This window comes from Sporosarcina sp. Y1011, assembly GCF_057669885.1.
This window is the reverse complement of record NZ_JBYHFP010000006.1, coordinates 16,131-35,010: the sequence shown is the minus strand read 5'-3', so window position 1 is coordinate 35,010 and position 18,880 is coordinate 16,131. Positions and strand designations below refer to the sequence as shown.

At 41.1% G+C, this 18,880-nt stretch carries 18 protein-coding genes and 1 other RNA gene; 1 reads left to right on the top strand and 18 read right to left on the bottom strand.

What is annotated here, in order from left to right:
• Positions 1 to 5 precede the first annotated feature (5 nt).
• The 14 genes from AC25Y5_RS09375 to cymR form a co-directional block, all read right to left on the bottom strand.
• Complete coding sequence (locus AC25Y5_RS09375; RefSeq protein WP_488140046.1) at positions 6 to 701, bottom strand: YrrS family protein; 696 nt, start codon at positions 699 to 701, stop codon at positions 6 to 8.
• A gap of 118 nt (positions 702 to 819) precedes the next feature.
• A complete protein-coding gene (gene greA / locus AC25Y5_RS09370; protein ID WP_482100804.1) occupies positions 820 to 1,296 on the bottom strand; it encodes a transcription elongation factor GreA in 477 nt (158 codons plus the stop codon).
• A 103-nt stretch (positions 1,297 to 1,399) separates the two neighbouring features.
• Positions 1,400 to 2,038 carry a uridine kinase gene (gene udk / locus AC25Y5_RS09365; RefSeq protein ID WP_488140045.1) on the bottom strand — a complete coding sequence of 213 codons (639 nt, stop codon included), beginning with the start codon at positions 2,036 to 2,038 and terminating at the stop codon, positions 1,400 to 1,402.
• Between the two features lie 63 nt (positions 2,039 to 2,101).
• A complete protein-coding gene (locus AC25Y5_RS09360; protein ID WP_488140044.1) occupies positions 2,102 to 2,737 on the bottom strand; it encodes an O-methyltransferase in 636 nt (211 codons plus the stop codon).
• 25 nt (positions 2,738 to 2,762) lie between these two features.
• Entirely contained in the window at positions 2,763 to 3,887 is a 1,125-nt protein-coding gene (mltG, locus tag AC25Y5_RS09355; protein WP_488140043.1) for an endolytic transglycosylase MltG, read from the bottom strand.
• A gap of 94 nt (positions 3,888 to 3,981) precedes the next feature.
• On the bottom strand, positions 3,982 to 4,284 hold the full coding sequence (locus AC25Y5_RS09350; protein WP_482100808.1) for a DUF1292 domain-containing protein: 303 nt from the start codon (positions 4,282 to 4,284) through the stop codon (positions 3,982 to 3,984).
• Positions 4,285 to 4,294: 10 nt separating this feature from the next.
• Positions 4,295 to 4,714, bottom strand: a complete 420-nt coding sequence (gene ruvX / locus AC25Y5_RS09345) for a Holliday junction resolvase RuvX (protein ID WP_482100809.1) — start codon at positions 4,712 to 4,714, stop codon at positions 4,295 to 4,297.
• Positions 4,711 to 4,983 (bottom strand): IreB family regulatory phosphoprotein, encoded by a 273-nt coding sequence (locus AC25Y5_RS09340; RefSeq protein ID WP_482100810.1) that lies wholly within the window; start codon positions 4,981 to 4,983, stop codon positions 4,711 to 4,713. The genes ruvX and AC25Y5_RS09340 overlap by 4 nt, the downstream gene beginning before the upstream one ends.
• A gap of 82 nt (positions 4,984 to 5,065) precedes the next feature.
• A complete protein-coding gene (alaS, locus tag AC25Y5_RS09335) occupies positions 5,066 to 7,699 on the bottom strand; it encodes an alanine--tRNA ligase (protein ID WP_488140042.1) in 2,634 nt (877 codons plus the stop codon).
• 558 nt (positions 7,700 to 8,257) lie between these two features.
• Positions 8,258 to 10,699 (bottom strand): SF1B family DNA helicase RecD2, encoded by a 2,442-nt coding sequence (recD2, locus tag AC25Y5_RS09330; protein ID WP_488140041.1) that lies wholly within the window; start codon positions 10,697 to 10,699, stop codon positions 8,258 to 8,260.
• A gap of 15 nt (positions 10,700 to 10,714) precedes the next feature.
• Complete coding sequence (locus tag AC25Y5_RS09325; RefSeq protein WP_482100813.1) at positions 10,715 to 11,380, bottom strand: tetratricopeptide repeat protein; 666 nt, start codon at positions 11,378 to 11,380, stop codon at positions 10,715 to 10,717.
• A 13-nt stretch (positions 11,381 to 11,393) separates the two neighbouring features.
• The gene (mnmA, locus tag AC25Y5_RS09320; protein ID WP_488140040.1) at positions 11,394 to 12,515 is read right to left on the bottom strand and encodes a tRNA 2-thiouridine(34) synthase MnmA; all 1,122 of its coding nucleotides are present in this window, start codon (positions 12,513 to 12,515) and stop codon (positions 11,394 to 11,396) included.
• A 21-nt stretch (positions 12,516 to 12,536) separates the two neighbouring features.
• Complete coding sequence (locus AC25Y5_RS09315; protein ID WP_488140039.1) at positions 12,537 to 13,679, bottom strand: cysteine desulfurase family protein; 1,143 nt, start codon at positions 13,677 to 13,679, stop codon at positions 12,537 to 12,539.
• A gap of 12 nt (positions 13,680 to 13,691) precedes the next feature.
• Positions 13,692 to 14,111 carry a cysteine metabolism transcriptional regulator CymR gene (cymR, locus tag AC25Y5_RS09310; RefSeq protein ID WP_482100816.1) on the bottom strand — a complete coding sequence of 140 codons (420 nt, stop codon included), beginning with the start codon at positions 14,109 to 14,111 and terminating at the stop codon, positions 13,692 to 13,694.
• A gap of 129 nt (positions 14,112 to 14,240) precedes the next feature.
• On the opposite strand from cymR, the gene AC25Y5_RS09305 reads away from it, so the two are divergent.
• Positions 14,241 to 15,527 carry a replication-associated recombination protein A gene (locus tag AC25Y5_RS09305; RefSeq protein ID WP_488140038.1) on the top strand — a complete coding sequence of 429 codons (1,287 nt, stop codon included), beginning with the start codon at positions 14,241 to 14,243 and terminating at the stop codon, positions 15,525 to 15,527.
• A 58-nt stretch (positions 15,528 to 15,585) separates the two neighbouring features.
• On the opposite strand, the gene AC25Y5_RS09300 is transcribed toward AC25Y5_RS09305, so the two are convergent.
• The 4 genes from AC25Y5_RS09300 to aspS form a co-directional block, all read right to left on the bottom strand.
• The gene (locus tag AC25Y5_RS09300) at positions 15,586 to 15,960 is read right to left on the bottom strand and encodes a DUF6612 family protein (RefSeq protein ID WP_488140037.1); all 375 of its coding nucleotides are present in this window, start codon (positions 15,958 to 15,960) and stop codon (positions 15,586 to 15,588) included.
• A 12-nt stretch (positions 15,961 to 15,972) separates the two neighbouring features.
• Positions 15,973 to 16,740, bottom strand: a complete 768-nt coding sequence (locus AC25Y5_RS09295) for a tRNA threonylcarbamoyladenosine dehydratase (protein ID WP_488140036.1) — start codon at positions 16,738 to 16,740, stop codon at positions 15,973 to 15,975.
• Between the two features lie 94 nt (positions 16,741 to 16,834).
• A non-coding RNA gene (ssrS, locus tag AC25Y5_RS09290) (6S RNA) lies at positions 16,835 to 17,015 on the bottom strand.
• Positions 17,016 to 17,099: 84 nt separating this feature from the next.
• Positions 17,100 to 18,863: an aspartate--tRNA ligase gene (gene aspS, locus AC25Y5_RS09285; RefSeq protein ID WP_488140035.1), complete on the bottom strand. Its 1,764-nt coding sequence runs from the start codon at positions 18,861 to 18,863 to the stop codon at positions 17,100 to 17,102.
• Positions 18,864 to 18,880: the final 17 nt, after the last annotated feature.

Here is an 18,880-nt window from a genome sequence, read left to right as displayed (position 1 = left end):
TTAAATTAATAATCAAATTCCAATGTCGTTAATTTATCCATTTGCACTGGTTTCCATCCTTGTTCATCTACCCATTCGAGATAGACACGGTATTTCTCTGAACCATCTTTAGAAGAAACGATTCCTATAGATTTCTGAGGACCTCCACCGTTCTTAATCTTTTTGAAAATCATTTCGTTTTCAGATAAACCAGTTGCATATGCAAGGGCTTGTTTTTTTTCATTCCAATCTACCGATTTCCCATCATACATCGATGTATGAACACCCGTTTGTGTTGTACCGATTGGTTTCCAAGCAGTATTAACAACGGTCTCAGCAATGATTTTATCGTCAGACGGACCATAAGTGACCGTTCCCGACTCTTCGCTGCTTTCTTCACTGTTTTCTACATCATCACTCACAGTAGCTTCTTCCGATTCCCCTGATTCTGTGTCAGTTGATGAATCAGTTTTATTTGTTTCATCCGTTTTGTCCTTGTCTTCAGCTTTATTATCTCCTTCAGAGAGATTGTCATTGGTTTCCGTATTAGTGACTTCTTTTTCATCAGCTTGCTTCTCGTTATTATTGCCAAGGAAAATGGTGGAGGCAGTAATACCAATTAACAAAACAACAACCGCAATCAAAATATTTAACGTCCTATTTGTACGTTTGCGTCCTTTTTTACGTTCAATCCTGGAAAAGTCAGGCTCCCGTTCAGTCATACGCAAATCAACTCCCATTAAATTTTTAGTTATTCTAATTATGTATTAGACGATTTTCCAGAAAACATGTTCCTTAAGCACGAAAACCGCCCTCATGTAGAAGGCGGCTATCGGCAAATCATTTTATGTCTAATATTGTAACTGTCATTTCTCCACCTGGTGTATTAATTCTAACTTCATCGCCTTTAGAACGTCCAATAAGTCCTTTTGCAATCGGCGAATCGTTTGAAATAAGACCTTCAATCGGATTTGCTTCAGCAGAACCGACAATCGTATAAGTCTCTTCATCTCCGTCTGGCAGTTCTTTAAAAGAAACTGTTGTGCCAAGGCGTACTTCATCAGTATTCAATTCGTCTGCTGTGATGATTACAGCATTGCGAATCATCGACTCCAAAGATGAAATTTTCCCTTCTAGGAAGCCCTGATCCTCTTTTGCCGAATCATACTCAGAGTTCTCTGAGAGATCGCCGTGACTGCGCGCGATTTTTATACGCTCGACAACTTCTTTTCGTTTAACCGATTTTAAAAAGTCAAGTTCTTCTTCAAGCTTTTGTTTACCTGATACTGTCATTGGAAATTTCTTTTCTGTAACCATAAACACACCACTCCCTATATTCCTGTTCATAAAAATACTATGCCACTCCATCGAGTTATATGTGACATAGTCCTAATCTATATAGAATTCTGTCATCATCATATTACAATTCCTTGCCAGATTCAAGAATTGTTTTTATTTTTGTAACCATTAAATCAATTGCGACCTCATTATGACCGCCTTCTGGGATAATTATATCCGCATATCTCTTCGTTGGTTCAATGAATTGGTTATGCATTAGACGCACCACGGACAAATACTGTTCAATTACGGATTCAATCGTTCGTCCTCGGTCATTGATGTCTCGCATAATTCGCCTTATAATACGCAAATCTGCATCTGTGTCGACAAATAGCTTTATATCCATCAAGTCACGAAGCCTCTCGTCCTCAAGGACCAAAATCCCTTCAAGAATGATAACGTCTTTTGGTTCGATTAGGATGGTTTCTTTTGACCTAGTATGTAGTGAATAATCATACACAGGTTTCTCAACGAATTTTCGGTCCAATAGTGTTTTCACATGGTCGATCAATAGATCCGTGTCAAATGCCAACGGATGATCATAATTTGTTTCCAGCCGTTCTTCAAATTGCAGATGGGACTGATCTTTATAATAATAGTCCTGCTCTATGACGACGACAGAGTTCTCCTTAAAGACTTCGTAAATTGAATTGGTGACGCTCGTTTTTCCCGATCCCGAGCCACCTGCAATGCCAATGACGACAGGTTTTCTTGATTTCATTTCAAACTCCCTTTGCACATTAGAATATCCTAAAAATTTGGATAGACCTAGACTAATTTTCTATTACTTTTTTACCGCAATCAAAAGTCCGTCTCCAACAGGAAGTAAAGACGTTTCAAATTCCGGATTGCCCATAATCCATTTTGTAAATTCTTTTAAGTTGCGTATCATCGTTCGATTTCGCTTAGGTATATCTTTATCGTCGTGCAGCACCATACCATGCATGAACATATTATCGCAATAAATAACTCCACCTGGTGCTACTACGGGTGCATATTTTTCAAAGAATCGTTTATATTGACCTTTAGCTGCATCGATGAAAAGTGCATCGTATTCTTGATGGAAGATATCCGTACTTTCTGTCAGGAGAGCGTCTGCTTCAATAATAGCAATCCGCTCCGAATAACCACTTCTCGAAATATAATCAACTGCTTGCATAAAGCGTACGTTGTCTCGTTCGATTGTAACAATGGACACTTTAGGTAATGCAGCTGCAATACGAATTGCAGAATAACCGATAGCACTTCCGATTTCAAGGATTCGATCCGGTTTTTGAATTCTCAACAGACTGATGAACATGTCAATACCGTCACTATCCATAATTGGCACATAATTTTCGTCAGCGAATTGTTCAATTTCAGAGATGAAAGACTCTTTTTCCTTCGCGAAACTCGCGATGTAAGATTTATAAATATCCATTCCACTCATCTCCTGTTCAAGACCATCATTTATCTGATAAATATTCATCTCGGTTTTTCAAGTGCTGGTCGTAGGAATCCGTAAAGTGGTTAACACCTTTTTTATCAGCCAAGAAATAGATGTAGTCTGTTTCCGCTGGTTCAATGACCGCTACGATAGAGGATGTACCCGCTCCTGCTATCGGACCTGGCGGCAATCCTTTGTACACATAGGTATTATAAGGATCGTCTTTTTCCAAGTCCACGTATAGAACTCGGTCCTTGTGTTCTCCAAGCGCGTAAAGTACAGTAGGATCCGTTTGCAGGAGCATATCATCGTCCAAGCGATTGTAAAACACACTTGCAATAATCTCCCTGTCTGATTTCGCAGTTGCTTCTCTTTCCAGTAAGGACGCAAATGTTAAAAGCCAGTGTACAGACTTATCTTCAGTTTGAAGGTAATCCAGATAGGGTGTTACATTCAAAGCAGTCGCCTGTACCATCGTATCGACAATTTTTGCAACAGATGGGTTTTCTTCATAAAAAGGATAAGTCGCTGGGAACAAATAACCTTCTAGCGGATATTTAATATTTTCCGCTAGAATCTCTTCTGTTAGAATGTTCGAATACTTCCCTATCAACATATCAATCGTTGCTTCATCGCTTACATAATCCATAAATTCTTTTTCAGAAATACCAGTTTGCTTATCTACAATTTTCGCAATTTGTTTCAAAGTCAAACCTTCCGGAACCGTCATTGTAAAAATAGGTTCTCGATATACTTTTCCTGTTTTGAGACTTTCAATAATTTCGTCTAGTGTCATAGCTTTAGTTAAGCCATAAGTACCCGCCTGAAACTGAGTGTTGTTATTAAACTTAACGTAGTATTTAAACAGACGCGCATCCTTAACAATTCCTGAAGTTTCGAGCTTAGTTGCAATGAAATCGACACCAGATCCGATTGGAATTTCAACTTCAATCACTTCTTCAGAGTCCGGATCGACAGGTTGAAGACCTTCTGTTATGTATTTATATGCAAAGCGGCCACCTATAAGGCCGATTAGCAATAAAACCAGTACAATTATCAGTACAATCCTTCTAACTATTTTCGCTTCTTTTTTCTTTTCACGCATTCGCTCGAACATGACATCTTTTTTAGATCCATTATCCATGCGGAATCCACCTCTTTCGTTCGAAAACCTCTAATGTTTTCAATGAAAAAACGGCACGGCCTGCACCGCACCGTCCCGTCCGTGCCTATCTGATTTACTCTTCTTCTTCGTTTTCTTCCTCTTCTGCAAGGAATGTGTTCAACATTTCTTCGATCATTTCCCACTCAGCATCGTCTTCAATTGGCATTAATTCGCCATCTTCGTTATCCTCTGAAGGTACAAATGCGGATGCATGAATTTCGATTTCTTCGTCTTCATCTTCTGGTTCTTCACCAAGTACATGATAAAGTACATATGATTTACCAAATTCCTCTGAATCAAATGTGAAAATAACCTCACATACGTGTTCTACGCCATTTTCATCTACAATCGTCATTGTTTCTTGTCCGTGTTCCATTACGATCACCTCATCTATTTTTTAAATCAAGATACCCTTGAAGTATCATGATCGCTGCCATCTTATCAATAACAGACTTTCTTTTTTTACGACTGACATCCGCATCAATCAGCACTCTTTCCGCGGCCATCGTTGTAAGCCTTTCATCCCATAGTGTTACAGGAAAGCCGAATGTTTCTTTCAGTAGTTCCGCGTAGTCTTGAGATGCTTTCCCTCTCGGTCCAACTGTATTGTTCATGTTTTTTGGAAAACCTACTACAAATCCGCTGACTTCGTACTCATTTACTAGTTGTTGGATTCTATCCATGCCAAACTGGCCAGCACCTTCATCGACCTTTACTGTTTCAATGCCTTGGGCTGTCCACCCAAGTGCATCACTGATCGCGATGCCAACCGTTTTGGATCCAACATCCAATCCCATTGTTCTCACTCCGCTTTGCCCCCGTTTTCACGAACGTAAAACTTCACAAGTTCTTCCAGTATTTCGTCACGTTCCAACTTTCGAATCAGATTACGAGCATCTTCATGACGAGGTATATAGGCAGGATCGCCCGATAGAAGATAACCGACAATCTGGTTTATGGGATTGTACCCCTTTTCGTCAAGTGCCTTGTGCACATGAAGCATGACCTGTTTCACTTCCTGCTCCATCGACTCTTCAGGGAAGTTGAATTTCATCGTCTTGTCGTATGATTCCATAATAGACACCCCGCTTTCAGATCATCCGTTTTACGAATCGGATATCATTCCGTTTCTTAGTATAACCGAATTACCGCTCCAGTTAAACAGATTTGACATAATCATACACGGAATGAAGGGCATCATCAAGTTTTGACACATCTTTTGCCCCCGCCATAGCCATATCTGGGCGACCGCCACCTTTTCCGCCGCATTGTGTCGCTACGTGATTGACGATTTTACCCGCATGATAGTTCCCGGATTTTAAATCCTCAGTCACACCTGACACAAGCATCACTTTTCCGTCTACTGCGGCACCAAGAACAATTACCCCTTTTGATAGCTTCTGTTTCAATTCATCCATCATCTGACGGAGACCGTTGTTGTCTTTCACATCCACACGTGCAGAGATTACCGTAACATCCTCAATTTGCTGTGCCGATGTCATGACGTCCGCCAATTGACTATTGCCAAGTTTTGCAGATAACGAGTCATTTTCACGCTGAAGTTCTTTCATGTCGGATAGTAACGAACCTACCTTTGTCACAATATCTCTCGTATTTGATTTTAAAAGGCTTGCTGCATTGACGAGCAATTCCTCTTCTTCTTTGAATGACCGATAAGCCTCTTGACCAGTAACTGCTTCAATTCGACGGGTACCCGCTCCGATACCGCTCTCAGAAACAATTTTAAACAATCCAATGACAGAAGTTGAGGCAACATGACAACCACCGCAGAGTTCTAATGAGTAATTACCCACAGAAACGACGCGAACAACTTTTCCGTATTTCTCTCCGAAAAGTGCCATTGCACCGAGTTTTTTCGCCTCGTCAATTGGTCTTTCAGCGATTTCAACAGCAATGTCTTCCCAAATTTTTTCATTGACAATCTGTTCAATCTTCTCAAGTTCTTCTTTCGAAACTTGGCCAAAATGTGAGAAATCGAAACGCAGACGATCAGGTCCTACGTATGAACCTGCCTGATTAACGTGCATACCAAGTACTTCTTTCAATGCTTTGTGGAGAAGATGTGTTGCTGTATGATTTTTGACAGTAAGTTTTCTTGCTGCTTGATTTACTTCAGCTACGACCCTTGTATTATTACTCAATTCACCGGAACGAATAATAGCAGTATGCAAGTTTTGACCGTTCGGTGCTTTTTGCACATTTTTAATATCTGCAATGAAGGATTCGCTACTAATAATCCCTTTGTCCGCAATTTGTCCTCCGCTTTCTGCATAGAACGGCGTGGAATCTAAGATGAACTGAACTTCGTCACCTTCGGATGCGCTGTTTACTTGTACACCCTCTTGTAAAAGAGTGACAACTGTAGATTCACTTTGCAGTTGATCGTACCCAACAAATTCACTAGGCACATTAATTTCACCAAGCACACCCGACTGGACACTCATCGAGTCAACGTCTTGACGCGCTGCTCGGGCACGCTTACGCTGACTATCCATCTCCAAATCGAATCCAGCTCGATCAACCGTGACACCCGCCTCTTCAGCAAGTTCTTCTGTCAATTCGAACGGGAAGCCATATGTGTCATAAAGTCGGAATGCATCTGTACCTGCAACGATCGTCGAACCTGCTAATTTCACGTTTTCAATTACGCCAGAAAGAATAGCCATTCCATCCGATAAAGTTTCATGGAAACGTTCTTCTTCGTTTTTAATAACTTTCATTATGAAATCTTTCTTAAAGGTAACTTCAGGATAGAAGTCTTCCATGATTTCACCTACGACTGGAACTAATTCAAACATGAATGACTTGTTTACACCTAGCTGTTTCCCAAAACGAACCGCCCTACGCAGCAGCCTTCTAAGTACGTAACCACGTCCTTCATTGGACGGGAGTGCTCCATCACCGATTGCGAAAGCGACTGTACGTATATGGTCCGCAATCACTTTGAATGCGATATCTTTTTGTTCATCTTCACGGTATGTCTCTCCGGAAACCTTTTCAATCGCATTCATTATCGGCATAAAGAGATCCGTGTCAAAGTTTGTCGGAACTTCCTGGATAACGGATACCAGACGCTCAAGTCCCATTCCTGTATCAATATTTTTTTTCGGAAGCGGCGTATACGAATTATCCGGATTATGATTAAATTCTGAGAAAACCAGGTTCCAGATTTCTAAGTAGCGTTCATTTTCCCCTCCTGGATACAATTCAGGATCTGAGAAGTCATCTCCATAAGAAGCCCCACGATCGTAGAATATTTCCGAGTTCGGTCCACTTGGGCCTTCTCCGATATCCCAGAAGTTCCCTTCAAGACGAATAATACGATCTTCAGGAAGACCAATTTTATCACGCCAAATCGCATAAGCTTCTTCATCTTCCGGGTGAATTGTAATAGACAGTAACTCAGGATCAAAACCAATCCATTTATCATCCGTCAAAAACTCCCAAGCGCGTACAATCGCCTCTTCTTTAAAGTAATCGCCTATCGAGAAGTTCCCAAGCATTTCGAAAAATGTATGATGGCGAGCTGTTTTTCCTACGTTTTCAATATCGTTTGTTCGAATTGATTTCTGTGCATTGACGATGCGCGGATTCGTCGGAACAACCCGCCCATCAAAGTATTTTTTTAATGTTGCCACACCGCTGTTTATCCACAGCAACGAAGCATCATCGATTGGGACAAGTGGAGCGGACGGTTCTACACTGTGGCCATTCTCCTTAAAATACTCTAAAAACAAGTTGCGTATTTCGGATGAAGACATCTTTTTCATAATTGTTTCCTCCTAGTTAATTAAATATGTGTAGTTATGTAGTGTAAGCCTCTTGCTGTAACTTTGAGAACCTTACTGCAAAATGCTAAAGGAAAGTAGCCATATTGCGCGGCATCCTGCTGCAAAGAGGCGGGACAAAGTTCAATCTCTCCGCTGCACACCGACATTCTTTGAGCACAAAAAAAATCCCCGCCCCTAAACAAAGGGACGAAGATGTTAGTCTCGCGGTACCACCCTAATTACCGAAACAAATATATCCGGCATCTCTGGTTGCCTTAACGCGGCGGACGGCAGGGATGAGCTGCACTCAAGAGTAGCTTTTCGACATTCTTACTTGAGCACCCTTTCAGCCAAGGGGCACCTTTCTGATCAAGCAGACATGTTTACTTTCTCCGTCAACGTGTTTCATATCAAATATTATTACCATTTAAAACTTAGTCATAAGACTGTCCAAGTGTGCTTGGAAAACACCACTTATCCGGTTCGTCCTATTTCCATTAAATCGAATCGACTGCTTCTGCATTTCTAATTGGATTATAGAAAAGTTCTGTCTAATTGTCAATCGGAAGCTTCAAGAAACTCATAAGGAGTTACACCCCTCATACCTATCAGCGGGTCAATTGCCATGAAAGTTTCCATCGTTAGTTCGTAGGTTATCGGCAGAGAATCGGTCGGACTGACGATGGACTCATCGGAAATTCCTGTAGCCTTATCCTCTTCAACTTCCGACTCGATCACGCTTCCGTTAAGACGCTCTTTCAGTGTAGTCTGACGCTCCATTTCATCAGTCCGAGCTATACCTGTCCTGAACTCTTCAGGTTCTCCACAGAGAATAAGGAAGTTTTTTGCACGGGTGATGCCAGTGTATAACAAATTGCGACGCAACATTTTACGATGTCCACGAACGATTGGCATGATAACAATTGGAAATTCACTACCTTGAGATTTATGGATCGAACAGCAGTAAGCAAGTGTAAGTTGGTTAAGGTCGTTCCGTTCATAGGTAACTTCAATTCCATCGTACGATACGATGAGCAGTTCTTTTTTATCAATTGTTTCTTTCGCTTTTATAATCGAAATGACCTCACCCATATCACCGTTAAAAACATTACTCTCAGGTTGGTTGACAAGCTGTAGTACCTTATCTCCAATCCGGTAAACCGCTTCTCCAAAAACAACTTCTTTTCGTTTTGGTCCAGGCGGATTAACCATTTCCTGGATCATCTTGTTCAACCCATCAATACCCGCAGGTCCGCGATACATGGGTGCAAGTACTTGAATATCCTTGATAGGATGACCTTTGACGATTGCACTTTTTACAACCTGTTCTACAACTTCAAGAATTCGGTCACTACTTGCTTTAATAAAAGAACGATCCGACGTCTTCTTAGTAATATCATCTGTCCATTCTGACCGCTTAATCATATGTGCCATTTCAATTATTGATGAACCTTCACTTTGTCGAAAAATTTCAGTCAGTTCAACGACGGGAACTTTCCCAGAATCCAGCATATCACGCAGCACTTGTCCGGGTCCGACGGGTGGTAGCTGATCTTGGTCTCCGACGAACAACAGTTGAACATCATTCGCAAGCGCCTTTAATAGCTGATGTGCAAGCCATGTGTCTACCATCGACATTTCATCGATGATAATAAGACGTCCTTCAATTTCTCGCTCAGTCTCTTCTTCCTTTTCCAACCCATTAAACCCAAGTAGTCGGTGAATAGTCATAGCGGGTAAACCTGTCGATTCGGACATACGTTTAGCAGCACGTCCGGTTGGCGCTGCTAGAACAATGGGAAATGTTTCTTTCTTCTTCGCATATTCTGTTGGATCTAGTGACAACCCATGTAATTCAGCATACACTTCAACAAAACCGCGTATCACAGTCGTCTTCCCTGTTCCAGGACCACCCGTCAATATCATTAATGGTGAATGGAGTGCAGTTTCAATCGCAGACACTTGCGTTTCCGCATAATTGACAGAGAGTCTTTCCTCTACTTCCCCTACAGCTTTCCTAATTTCAGACACAGGGAATTGATCGGCGGTATCATTTTCCATAATTCGTTCTAGTTTAGCTGCGATTCCAATTTCAGAGAAGTAAAGGGATGGTATGTATAGTCTTTTTCCCTCTGCAGACAGCTTACCTTCTTCAACAAGTTGAATAATTGCCTGGGAAATATCTGAATATTGAATATCTATTCTTTGACTCATTTCTAATAGTCGTTTCGCTTCGGGCAAGATTGTCTCTGCTTCAACAAACACATGACCTGCTGATTGCACTGCCTGATTCATCGTGTGAAGAATAGCTGCTTTGATCCTCGATGGATGATTTCCCGTAATTCCAAGATTTTTCCCAAGTTCATCGGCGCGTTGGAAACCTACGCCTTCAATCTCTTCAATAAGTCGATAAGGGTTTTCAGTAAGTTGTGAAATCGCTTCTTCCCGATACTTCTGATAAATCCGCATTGCTATTTGCGGACCGAATCCCCAGTCGTTTAACTGGATAATCGTCCGTTCGAGTCCCATATTTTGTTCAAGTACGGAAACAAGTGTCTCTTTTTTTTCATCGGATAGCCTTGGAACAGTAGAGAGAACAGACGGATTATCAAGAATCTTTTTTATCGCATCTGTTCCCAGCTGTTTCACAATTGTTTGGGCCGTTTTCATCCCAATGCCCGGAAATAAGTCGCCCGATAAATAATGGACAAGCCCTGTTTCTGTTGCGGGCATCTCTTTCGCAAACGTATGCACGTCAAACTGAGCACCGTAGGTCGGGTGATTAACAAGTTTCCCAGTGAATTTGTAATCATCTTCAGCATTCAACTGCGGAAAACTACCTTTAACGATAATTTCTTTATCTTCATACCCACTATTCGTTTCACGAACTTTTAACTTCGCAATCGTAAAAAGGCTATCAGGGTTATGGAAGATCGTTACGACCGGTCGCCCGATTAGAAAGATTTCTTCCATGTATTCCATTGCGTTGTTCCCTTCCATAACCGCCACCCCTTCTTATTTGCTATTTCCACCCAGTTGAATCATGTCAAATATATAACGTGCCTGTAGATGTTCTGGTTCGATTGTAAAAGCTTTCTCAAGATGCTTAAGGGCATCATCTTTGTTTTCTGTTGAAACTGCATACAAAAATCCTAGATTATAATGAGCATCGGCATTATCCTCATCCTGTTCGAGAATAAATAGAAATTCGCTTTCCGATTCTTTAAACAACTCCAAATTTGCAAGGACAATACCGTAGGATAGTCTGATTTCAAGATCATTCGGTGCCAGTTCGGCCGCTCGTTGAAGGTATGGCAATGCCAATTTTTCTTTACTCGATCGTTCGAGACTCTTTCCTAGCATGAAATAAACATCTGCCTCTTCGATACCTTGACGAATTGCTTTTTCATATAGTTTTGCCGCTTCTTCAAAACGCTCTTTATTATAATAAAGATTGGCCAGACCGTAATATGCTGTGCCAGCCTCCGCATCTAGTGTAATCGCCTTCTGAAAAAAAGGTTCTGCTCTTTCGGCATCCCCTAGTGAGGCGAATACATTCCCAAGATTAATATAACCGACCGCATTTTCAGGGTCCTTTTCAACACCTTGCATAAATGATTCGACCGCTTTTTCATATTCACCTTTTTGTAGTGCAGCAATTCCAATCTCATTGTATTCCATAATTAAATTCTCCTTATCCAACGTATTCAAGTTGTTTTCCATTTTTGAAAACAGTATCTATTGTTCCCCCGCCAAGACACTCTTCGCCGTCATAAAAAACAACAGCCTGTCCTGGAGTTATTGCACGAACCGGTTCTGCAAATCGGACGATTGCGTTACCGTCTTCAGTCAATTCAACGGTTACTTTTATATCCGGCTGACGATAACGAAATTTTGCTGTACAGCTGAACGTTTTCGACATTTTTCGCACTGTGGAAAAACTAATGTCGATTGCTGTCAAACTATCGGAATAAAGAGCATCATTGTGAAAGTTTTGACCGACCAGAAGAACGTTCGTTTTCAAGTCTTTCCCGATAACAAACCAAGGTTCCCCTGCCCCGCCAATACCAAGACCATGTCGCTGTCCGATTGTATAATACATTAGCCCATCATGACGCCCCATAGATGCACCATCCATAGTTTTCATATCACCTGGTTGCGCAGGTAGATATTGTCCTAAGAATTCTTTGAAATTCCGTTCACCGATAAAACAAATACCAGTTGAATCTTTTTTCGTTGCCGTTGATAGGCCTGCTTCTACAGCTTTTTCACGCACCAAACTTTTGTCCATAGCGCCAATAGGAAACATGACTTTTTGCAGTTGGTCCTGAGTAAGTTGATTCAAGAAATAGGTTTGGTCTTTATTTTCATCTTTTCCTCGTAGCATCGAAACGCCGCCATCTACTTCAACGACTTGTGCATAGTGCCCTGTTGCTAAATAATCTGCTCCAAGACTCATTGCATGTTCGAGAAAAGCCTTGAATTTAATTTCTTTGTTACACATTACGTCGGGATTTGGTGTTCGTCCCGCTTTATATTCTTCAAGGAAATATGTAAAGACTTTATCCCAATATTGTTTTTCGAAATTTACAGCGTAATAAGGGATTCCAATTTGATTGCAAACACTGATGACGTCTTCGTAGTCCTCGGTTGCGGTACAGACACCAAATTCGTCCGTGTCATCCCAGTTTTTCATAAAGATCCCGATTACTTCATAACCCTGTTCTTTTAATAGTAGTGCCGCAACAGATGAATCGACACCGCCAGACATACCGACAACGACACGTGTTTCTGCTGCTGATTTAGTTGTTATCATTCTATAAACATCCTTTGCTTTTCATTTCACAGACTTTTTTACAATACCAGCGGTTTTGTGTGCGGCTTCCTTAATGGATTCCTCGTTAAGACCAAGACCGAAACTGAACCGGACTGAATTTCGTAGTTTAGCGGAATTTTCACCATGCATTGCAGTAAGAACGTGCGATGGATCAATTGAGCCTGCAGTACATGCAGATCCGCTGGACACAGCAATCCCCGCCATGTCTAAATTGACGAGAAGTGATTCAATATCCGTTCCTGGGAAGCTTATATTCAAAATATGTGGAAGTTTGTCTATATTTTTTCCAGATACTTCATATACGATAGCTTGTTCGTCAAATATGTCCGTCATTATAGTTGTATAGTTAGTGTAATTTAAATTATTTTGTACCATCTCACGTTGTGCGATCGACACCGCTTTCGAAAAGGCAACAATTGCAGGAATATTTTCAGTACCAGCACGGCGTTTCCGTTCTTGCTCTCCCCCAAATATGAGCGGAGAAGTTTCAAGTCCTTTACGCTGATAGAGAAAACCTATCCCTTTTGGTCCATTTAATTTATGAGCAGTAACTGATAATAAATCAACACCAAGTTCGTCAACATTAAGTGGAATGAGGCCGTACGCCTGTACAGCATCCGTATGGAATACAGCCTGATGATCTTTCAAAATCTCACCAATTTCACGAATCGGCTGAATTGTACCTACCTCATTATTTCCATACATAACCGTGACTAGAATCGTTCTATCAGTAATTGCATTTATAACTTGTTCCGTACTAATTCTCCCATTTTCATCAACTTCCAAATATGTCACCTCGAAACCCAGCAACTCAAGTTGTTTACATGGATTTAAAACGGCATGGTGTTCAATATTCGTCGTGATGATATGATTTCCTTTTTCCTTCATAGCCATTACAGTTCCGAAAACCGCTAAATTATCCGCTTCAGTACCGCCTGATGTAAAAATGATTTCCGACGATTCTGCATTGATGGACTGTGCAAGTAATTTTCTTGCATCATCAAGCCATTTTCGAGATTCTCTGCCGTAACTGTGGATACTCGAAGGGTTTCCAAATACAGATTCAAGCATTTTTATATGAGTCGCGCTTACTTCCGGATGAACCGGTGTCGTCGCTGCATGGTCGAGATATATTGTCGTCATTATAAGACCCCTTTAAATGTAAAACATATAACTGTCTTGTTCATTTGCTTCACCGGATTTCATTAAATCTTCAATAGTCGTTGTGTCAAGTACACTGCGCACTGCTTCACCGATTCTTTTCCACAGTTCTTGCTGAGGAATGTCCGAACCCTCTAAACCTTCTACTAGCTGAATGGGCCCTTCCAAAATACGGATAACATCTCCAGCCGTAATTTCGGCAGGTGGTCTAGCAAGCATATAGCCACCATATGCACCGCGTACACTTTTAACTATTCCACTATTGCGTAGCGGTGGAATCAGCTGTTCAAGATAGGCTTCAGACAACTTCTGTTCTTCGGCAATTTTCCGAAGCGGTACAGGACCTTCCCCGTACTTAGCCCCCAATTCAACAACGATTGTCAGTCCATATCGCCCTTTTGTAGAAATCTTCATATATATCCCGTCCTTTTTTACGATTGCTTCAAAATATTATAGCATATGTGGCCTGTCGGCTTCCTTAAAATGATTTACGTTTGGCTAACGTGTATAATAGAGGAACAGATGTACTGAGGAGTGGTTATTTTGAACAACGAGCCATTGGCGTTTCGCATGCGACCGAACAATATAGATGAGATTGCCGGACAGAAAGAAATTATAGGTGAAAAAACAGCATTATACCGCATGATTAAAAACGGTCACGTTCCTTCGATGCTATTGTACGGTGAACCCGGAATCGGTAAGACATCACTCGCCCATGCAATTGCAGGTACTAGCAACCTTCCTTTCATCGCCATGAATGCAACCGTTTCAGGCAAGAAAGATGTAGAAGAAGTCGTTGCAGAATCGCGCATCACCGGGAAAGTGTTGTTATTCCTTGATGAAATACATCGCTTTAACAAATTACAGCAAGATACATTACTACCTCATGTTGAAAACGGGGCAATTGTTTTAATAGGAGCAACGACTGAAAATCCATATCACGACGTCAATCCAGCAATTCGATCCAGGTGTGGTGAAATTCGTCAATTGGCGCGGTTGGAACCGACTGATTTGTTAGTAGTTCTTCGTAGAGCGCTAACAGATGAAGAGCGCGGACTTGGAAAAATGGCAATCGAGATATCGGAAGACCAACTAATTTTAATATCTGAAGGTGTTAACGGTGATGCGCGAAAAGCGTTAACCGTTCTCGAATCGGCTGTTTCGGCTAGTGATAGTGTAGACGGAAAAACGATTATTGAAGACTGGCTACTTGAAAATTTACTTGGTCGAATCGGTTTGTTCGGTGATAAAAAAGGTTCTCATTTTTATAATCTATTATCGGCACTTCAAAAGGCAGTTCGAGGCAGCGATGTCGATGCCGCCATCTATTATCTTGCTAATCTGCTAGAGACCGGAGATTTGACAGCCGTCTCTAGACGCTTGCTCGTTATGGCCTATGAAGATATCGGACTCGCCTCTCCATCCGTTGGTCCGCACGTCCTTGCGGCAACAGATGCAGCTATGAGGCTAGGCATGCCAGAAGCTCGCATTCCTTTAGCGAATGCTGTCATCGAAATGTGTTTGTCTTCGAAATCGAATTCAGCTTATAAAGCATTTGATGCAGCTGTCAAGGCCATCAACGAAGGTAAAACCGGGGATATTCCATTACATTTACGAGATACTCATTATGCTGGCGCGGAAAAACTCGGACATACAGGTTATAAATATCCACATGACACGCCTCTCGGTTCTTTCGGTGGCTGGACAAATCAGCAATACTTACCAGAGAAATTAAAGAGTACTGAATTTTACAAACCGGTTCTAGCAGGGGAAGAGAAGAAGTTGGCTGCAATTTACAAGAAGTTAAAAGAGTTTCAAAATAAAAAGTAATTTAACAATTCAAAACCCTCCTAGCTGTCTCTTTAGGAGGGTTTTGAATTATTGAACATTATTGTGCTACAGCATCCTGAACTGCGGTCGGAATTTTCACAGTGTCCACATTGTCGAAATGACTATATATTGCATTGATTGTCTGTTTTACACGGTGTGAATTACCGTCTATTTTTGTCGTGGAATAAGTTGTTGTATCCAACATCATTTTAAAATCGGTAATATAAAATGTATTAATGTCAATTCCAATAACAATTTCGAACTTATTGATAAGTGGAAACTCGCTATTTAAGACATCCATTTCTGTTTCACTTCCATTATTGGATAGGAATAGATTTTTTTTGAACTCTTTGTATTGGTCACGTGTTATTGATAGCTTCAAGTTATATCTGTAATCAATAGGAAGGAACCGCATGAAATTGAATGCTCTCACGCGATTGTCCTATTATACTTTATCTTTTACTCGTTGAATAGGAATGTCTGAAACAATATCGTTAATGACCCAGCTTGCGCAAATCAGCCCAGCAACTGAAGGAACAAACGCATTTGATGAGGGCGGCATTTTCGCTTTGCGAATCGAAGCTTCCGGCTTGCCGACTGTATCGACCACGTCTTCCCTCACAACAATTGGACTTTCATTAGAAAACACCACGGGCACTCCTTTATGGATGCCTTCTTTCCTCAATCTGAGACGAATTACCTTGGCAACTGGATCCGTATTTGTTTTTGAAATGTCAGCAATTTGCAAGCGGGTCGGGTCAGTCTTATTCGCGACCCCCATGCATGAAATAATTTTCACATCACGCGCAATACATTCTTTTATTAAATGAATTTTAAAGCTGATTGTATCAGATGCATCGATTACATAATCTGGTTTGTAGCTGAAAAATTCTTCAGCTGTTTCCTCTGTATAAAACATATGTAATGAAATAACTTCACAATCTTTGTTAATATCAGCAATTCGTTCTTTCATCACTTCTGATTTTGAACGACCGACTGTCGATAAATAAGCAACCAGTTGCCTATTAATATTCGTTACGTCAATATCGTCTTTGTCGACTAGAATAATTCGCCCAATTCCGCTCCTGGCACATGCTTCCGCGGCAAATGAACCGACTCCCCCAATCCCAAGCACAGCGACTGTCATATTACGCATTCGATCTACACCCTCAGTACCAATTGCCAATTCGTTTCGTGAAAATTGATGCAACAAGAAAAATTCCGCCCTTCTATCTACTAAATTTACAATTTTCCCAATAAAAAACCCCTCAGCACATATGTCAGAGGGGTTTATGATCATGTAAGGAACGAATCCCGATTGTGCCGTCTTTGTAGTATCGCTTTGAACCCGCACTCAGCAGGTGGGTGTCCTATCCGATTCCTTTGACGTCCCGTTGAAAGGCATGTCATTCTAATCGAAATACGGACTCCCGACGAAAAAATGTTCGGTCAAAACTGATTGGCAAATAACGAACACTTCAGGATTCGTATTACATGTATAATATCATAGATTTTAATTCATTTCAATCTTTTTTAACACTAGATTTAATCATTTTTCAACATTTCTGATTATTACTTCTTTTTCGTTAATATCTGAATACCGAGTTCTGTGAGCTGTGCATCGTCAACGCTATCAGGTGCAGAGGTTAACAAGCAACTTGCACTCGCTGTTTTCGGAAATGCAATTGTATCCCTTAAGTTTGTAGAACCTGATAGTAACATAACAATTCGGTCGAGGCCGAATGCAATACCGCCATGTGGAGGTGTTCCATAATCAAATGCATCCAATAAGAATCCAAACTGTTCATTTGCCCGCTCTTCAGTGAATCCAAGTGCTTTAAACATTTTTTCCTGTACATCTCTTTTGTAAATTCTTAGCGATCCGCCGCCAAGTTCATAGCCATTCAAAACGAGATCATAGGCTTGTGCTTTAACCGTTTCAGGACTGGATACCAATTCTTCCACATCTGCTGGCATCGTGAACGGATGGTGAGCTGCATAATAGCGGCCATCTTCCTCATTATATTCAAACAATGGCCATTCTGTTACCCAAAGGAAATTAAACTTTGATTCATCGATTAAGCCGCGGTCTTTGCCAAGTTTGGATCTTAAAGCACCAAGCGCCTCAGCAACAACTTTTTTTCTATCTGCAACGAATAACAATAAATCGCCTGCTTCAGCGTCTGCCGCAGATTTAAGTGAATCAATCGCATCTCCTTCAAAAAACTTCGCAATGGGGCCTTTAAATCCTTCTTCATCAACTTTTAACCAAGCAAGACCTTTTGCACCGTAGACCGCTGCATATTCTCCAAGTGCATCGATGTCTTTTCGTGAGTAATCTTCAGCTGCCCCTTTTACGTTAATGAGTTTGACTAGTCCGCCCGACTCGATTGCGCTAGCAAAGACCTTGAAAGAAGTATCTTTCACTACGTCTGACACATCTGTCAATTCCAAAGCAAATCTTGTATCCGGTTTATCTGAACCAAACCGTGCCATTGCTTCGTCATAAGGGAGACGCTTGAATGGAATCTGGACATCAATGCCTTTAACTTTTTTCATGATTTTTTGCATTAACCGCTCATTCAATTCAATAATTTCCTCTATTGACATGAAACTCATTTCCATATCTATTTGAGTAAATTCCGGCTGGCGGTCGGCACGGAGGTCTTCATCACGGAAACAACGGGCAATCTGGTAATAGCGGTCGAACCCTGATACCATCAGCATCTGTTTGAACAGCTGTGGTGATTGAGGAAGTGCATAAAATTCCCCTTCATGCACCCGGCTTGGCACAAGATAATCCCGTGCACCTTCTGGAGTGGACTTCGTCAAAATTGGTGTCTCCACTTCCAAAAACCCTTCATCGTCTAGGAAGTTTCGAACCGTTTTAGTAATATCAGAGCGCATTTTGAATGTCTTCGCAAGTTTCGGACGACGTAAATCAAGGTACCTGTACTTTAATCTAAGTTCTTCGCTAACATCCGTATTATCTTCAATCATGAATGGTGGGTTTTTTGCTTCATTCACAATCTTTAATTCAGTAACTTGAATTTCAATAGACCCTGTTGTTATGTTAGGGTTTTTTTGACCTTCTTGGCGCTCAATTACTAACCCAGTTAGTTCAATTACAAATTCATTACGCAGTTTGTCTGCCATTATGATTGCTTCACTTGAAAATTCAGGGTTAAAAACCGCCTGAACGATTCCTGAGCGATCTCGTACATCAACAAAAATCAACCCTCCAAGGTCTCTTCTCTTTTGAACCCATCCTTGTAATGTTACCTCTTTTCCAATTACCTCTTCTGTTAAATCATTGCAATAATGTGACCGTTGCATTGCATTCATCCGCCTCT

Coding starts and splice junctions, on each gene's coding strand:
- AC25Y5_RS09375 (WP_488140046.1), bottom strand. CDS start 701: ATGACTGAACGGGAGCCTGACTTTTCCAGGATTGAACGTAAAAAAGGA.
- greA (WP_482100804.1), bottom strand. CDS start 1,296: ATGGTTACAGAAAAGAAATTTCCAATGACAGTATCAGGTAAACAAAAG.
- udk (WP_488140045.1), bottom strand. CDS start 2,038: ATGAAATCAAGAAAACCTGTCGTCATTGGCATTGCAGGTGGCTCGGGA.
- AC25Y5_RS09360 (WP_488140044.1), bottom strand. CDS start 2,737: ATGGATATTTATAAATCTTACATCGCGAGTTTCGCGAAGGAAAAAGAG.
- mltG (WP_488140043.1), bottom strand. CDS start 3,887: ATGGATAATGGATCTAAAAAAGATGTCATGTTCGAGCGAATGCGTGAA.
- AC25Y5_RS09350 (WP_482100808.1), bottom strand. CDS start 4,284: ATGGAACACGGACAAGAAACAATGACGATTGTAGATGAAAATGGCGTA.
- AC25Y5_RS09340 (WP_482100810.1), bottom strand. CDS start 4,983: ATGGAATCATACGACAAGACGATGAAATTCAACTTCCCTGAAGAGTCG.
- alaS (WP_488140042.1), bottom strand. CDS start 7,699: ATGAAAAAGATGTCTTCATCCGAAATACGCAACTTGTTTTTAGAGTAT.
- recD2 (WP_488140041.1), bottom strand. CDS start 10,699: ATGGAAGGGAACAACGCAATGGAATACATGGAAGAAATCTTTCTAATC.
- AC25Y5_RS09325 (WP_482100813.1), bottom strand. CDS start 11,380: ATGGAATACAATGAGATTGGAATTGCTGCACTACAAAAAGGTGAATAT.
- mnmA (WP_488140040.1), bottom strand. CDS start 12,515: ATGATAACAACTAAATCAGCAGCAGAAACACGTGTCGTTGTCGGTATG.
- AC25Y5_RS09315 (WP_488140039.1), bottom strand. CDS start 13,679: ATGACGACAATATATCTCGACCATGCAGCGACGACACCGGTTCATCCG.
- cymR (WP_482100816.1), bottom strand. CDS start 14,111: ATGAAGATTTCTACAAAAGGGCGATATGGACTGACAATCGTTGTTGAA.
- aspS (WP_488140035.1), bottom strand. CDS start 18,863: ATGCAACGGTCACATTATTGCAATGATTTAACAGAAGAGGTAATTGGA.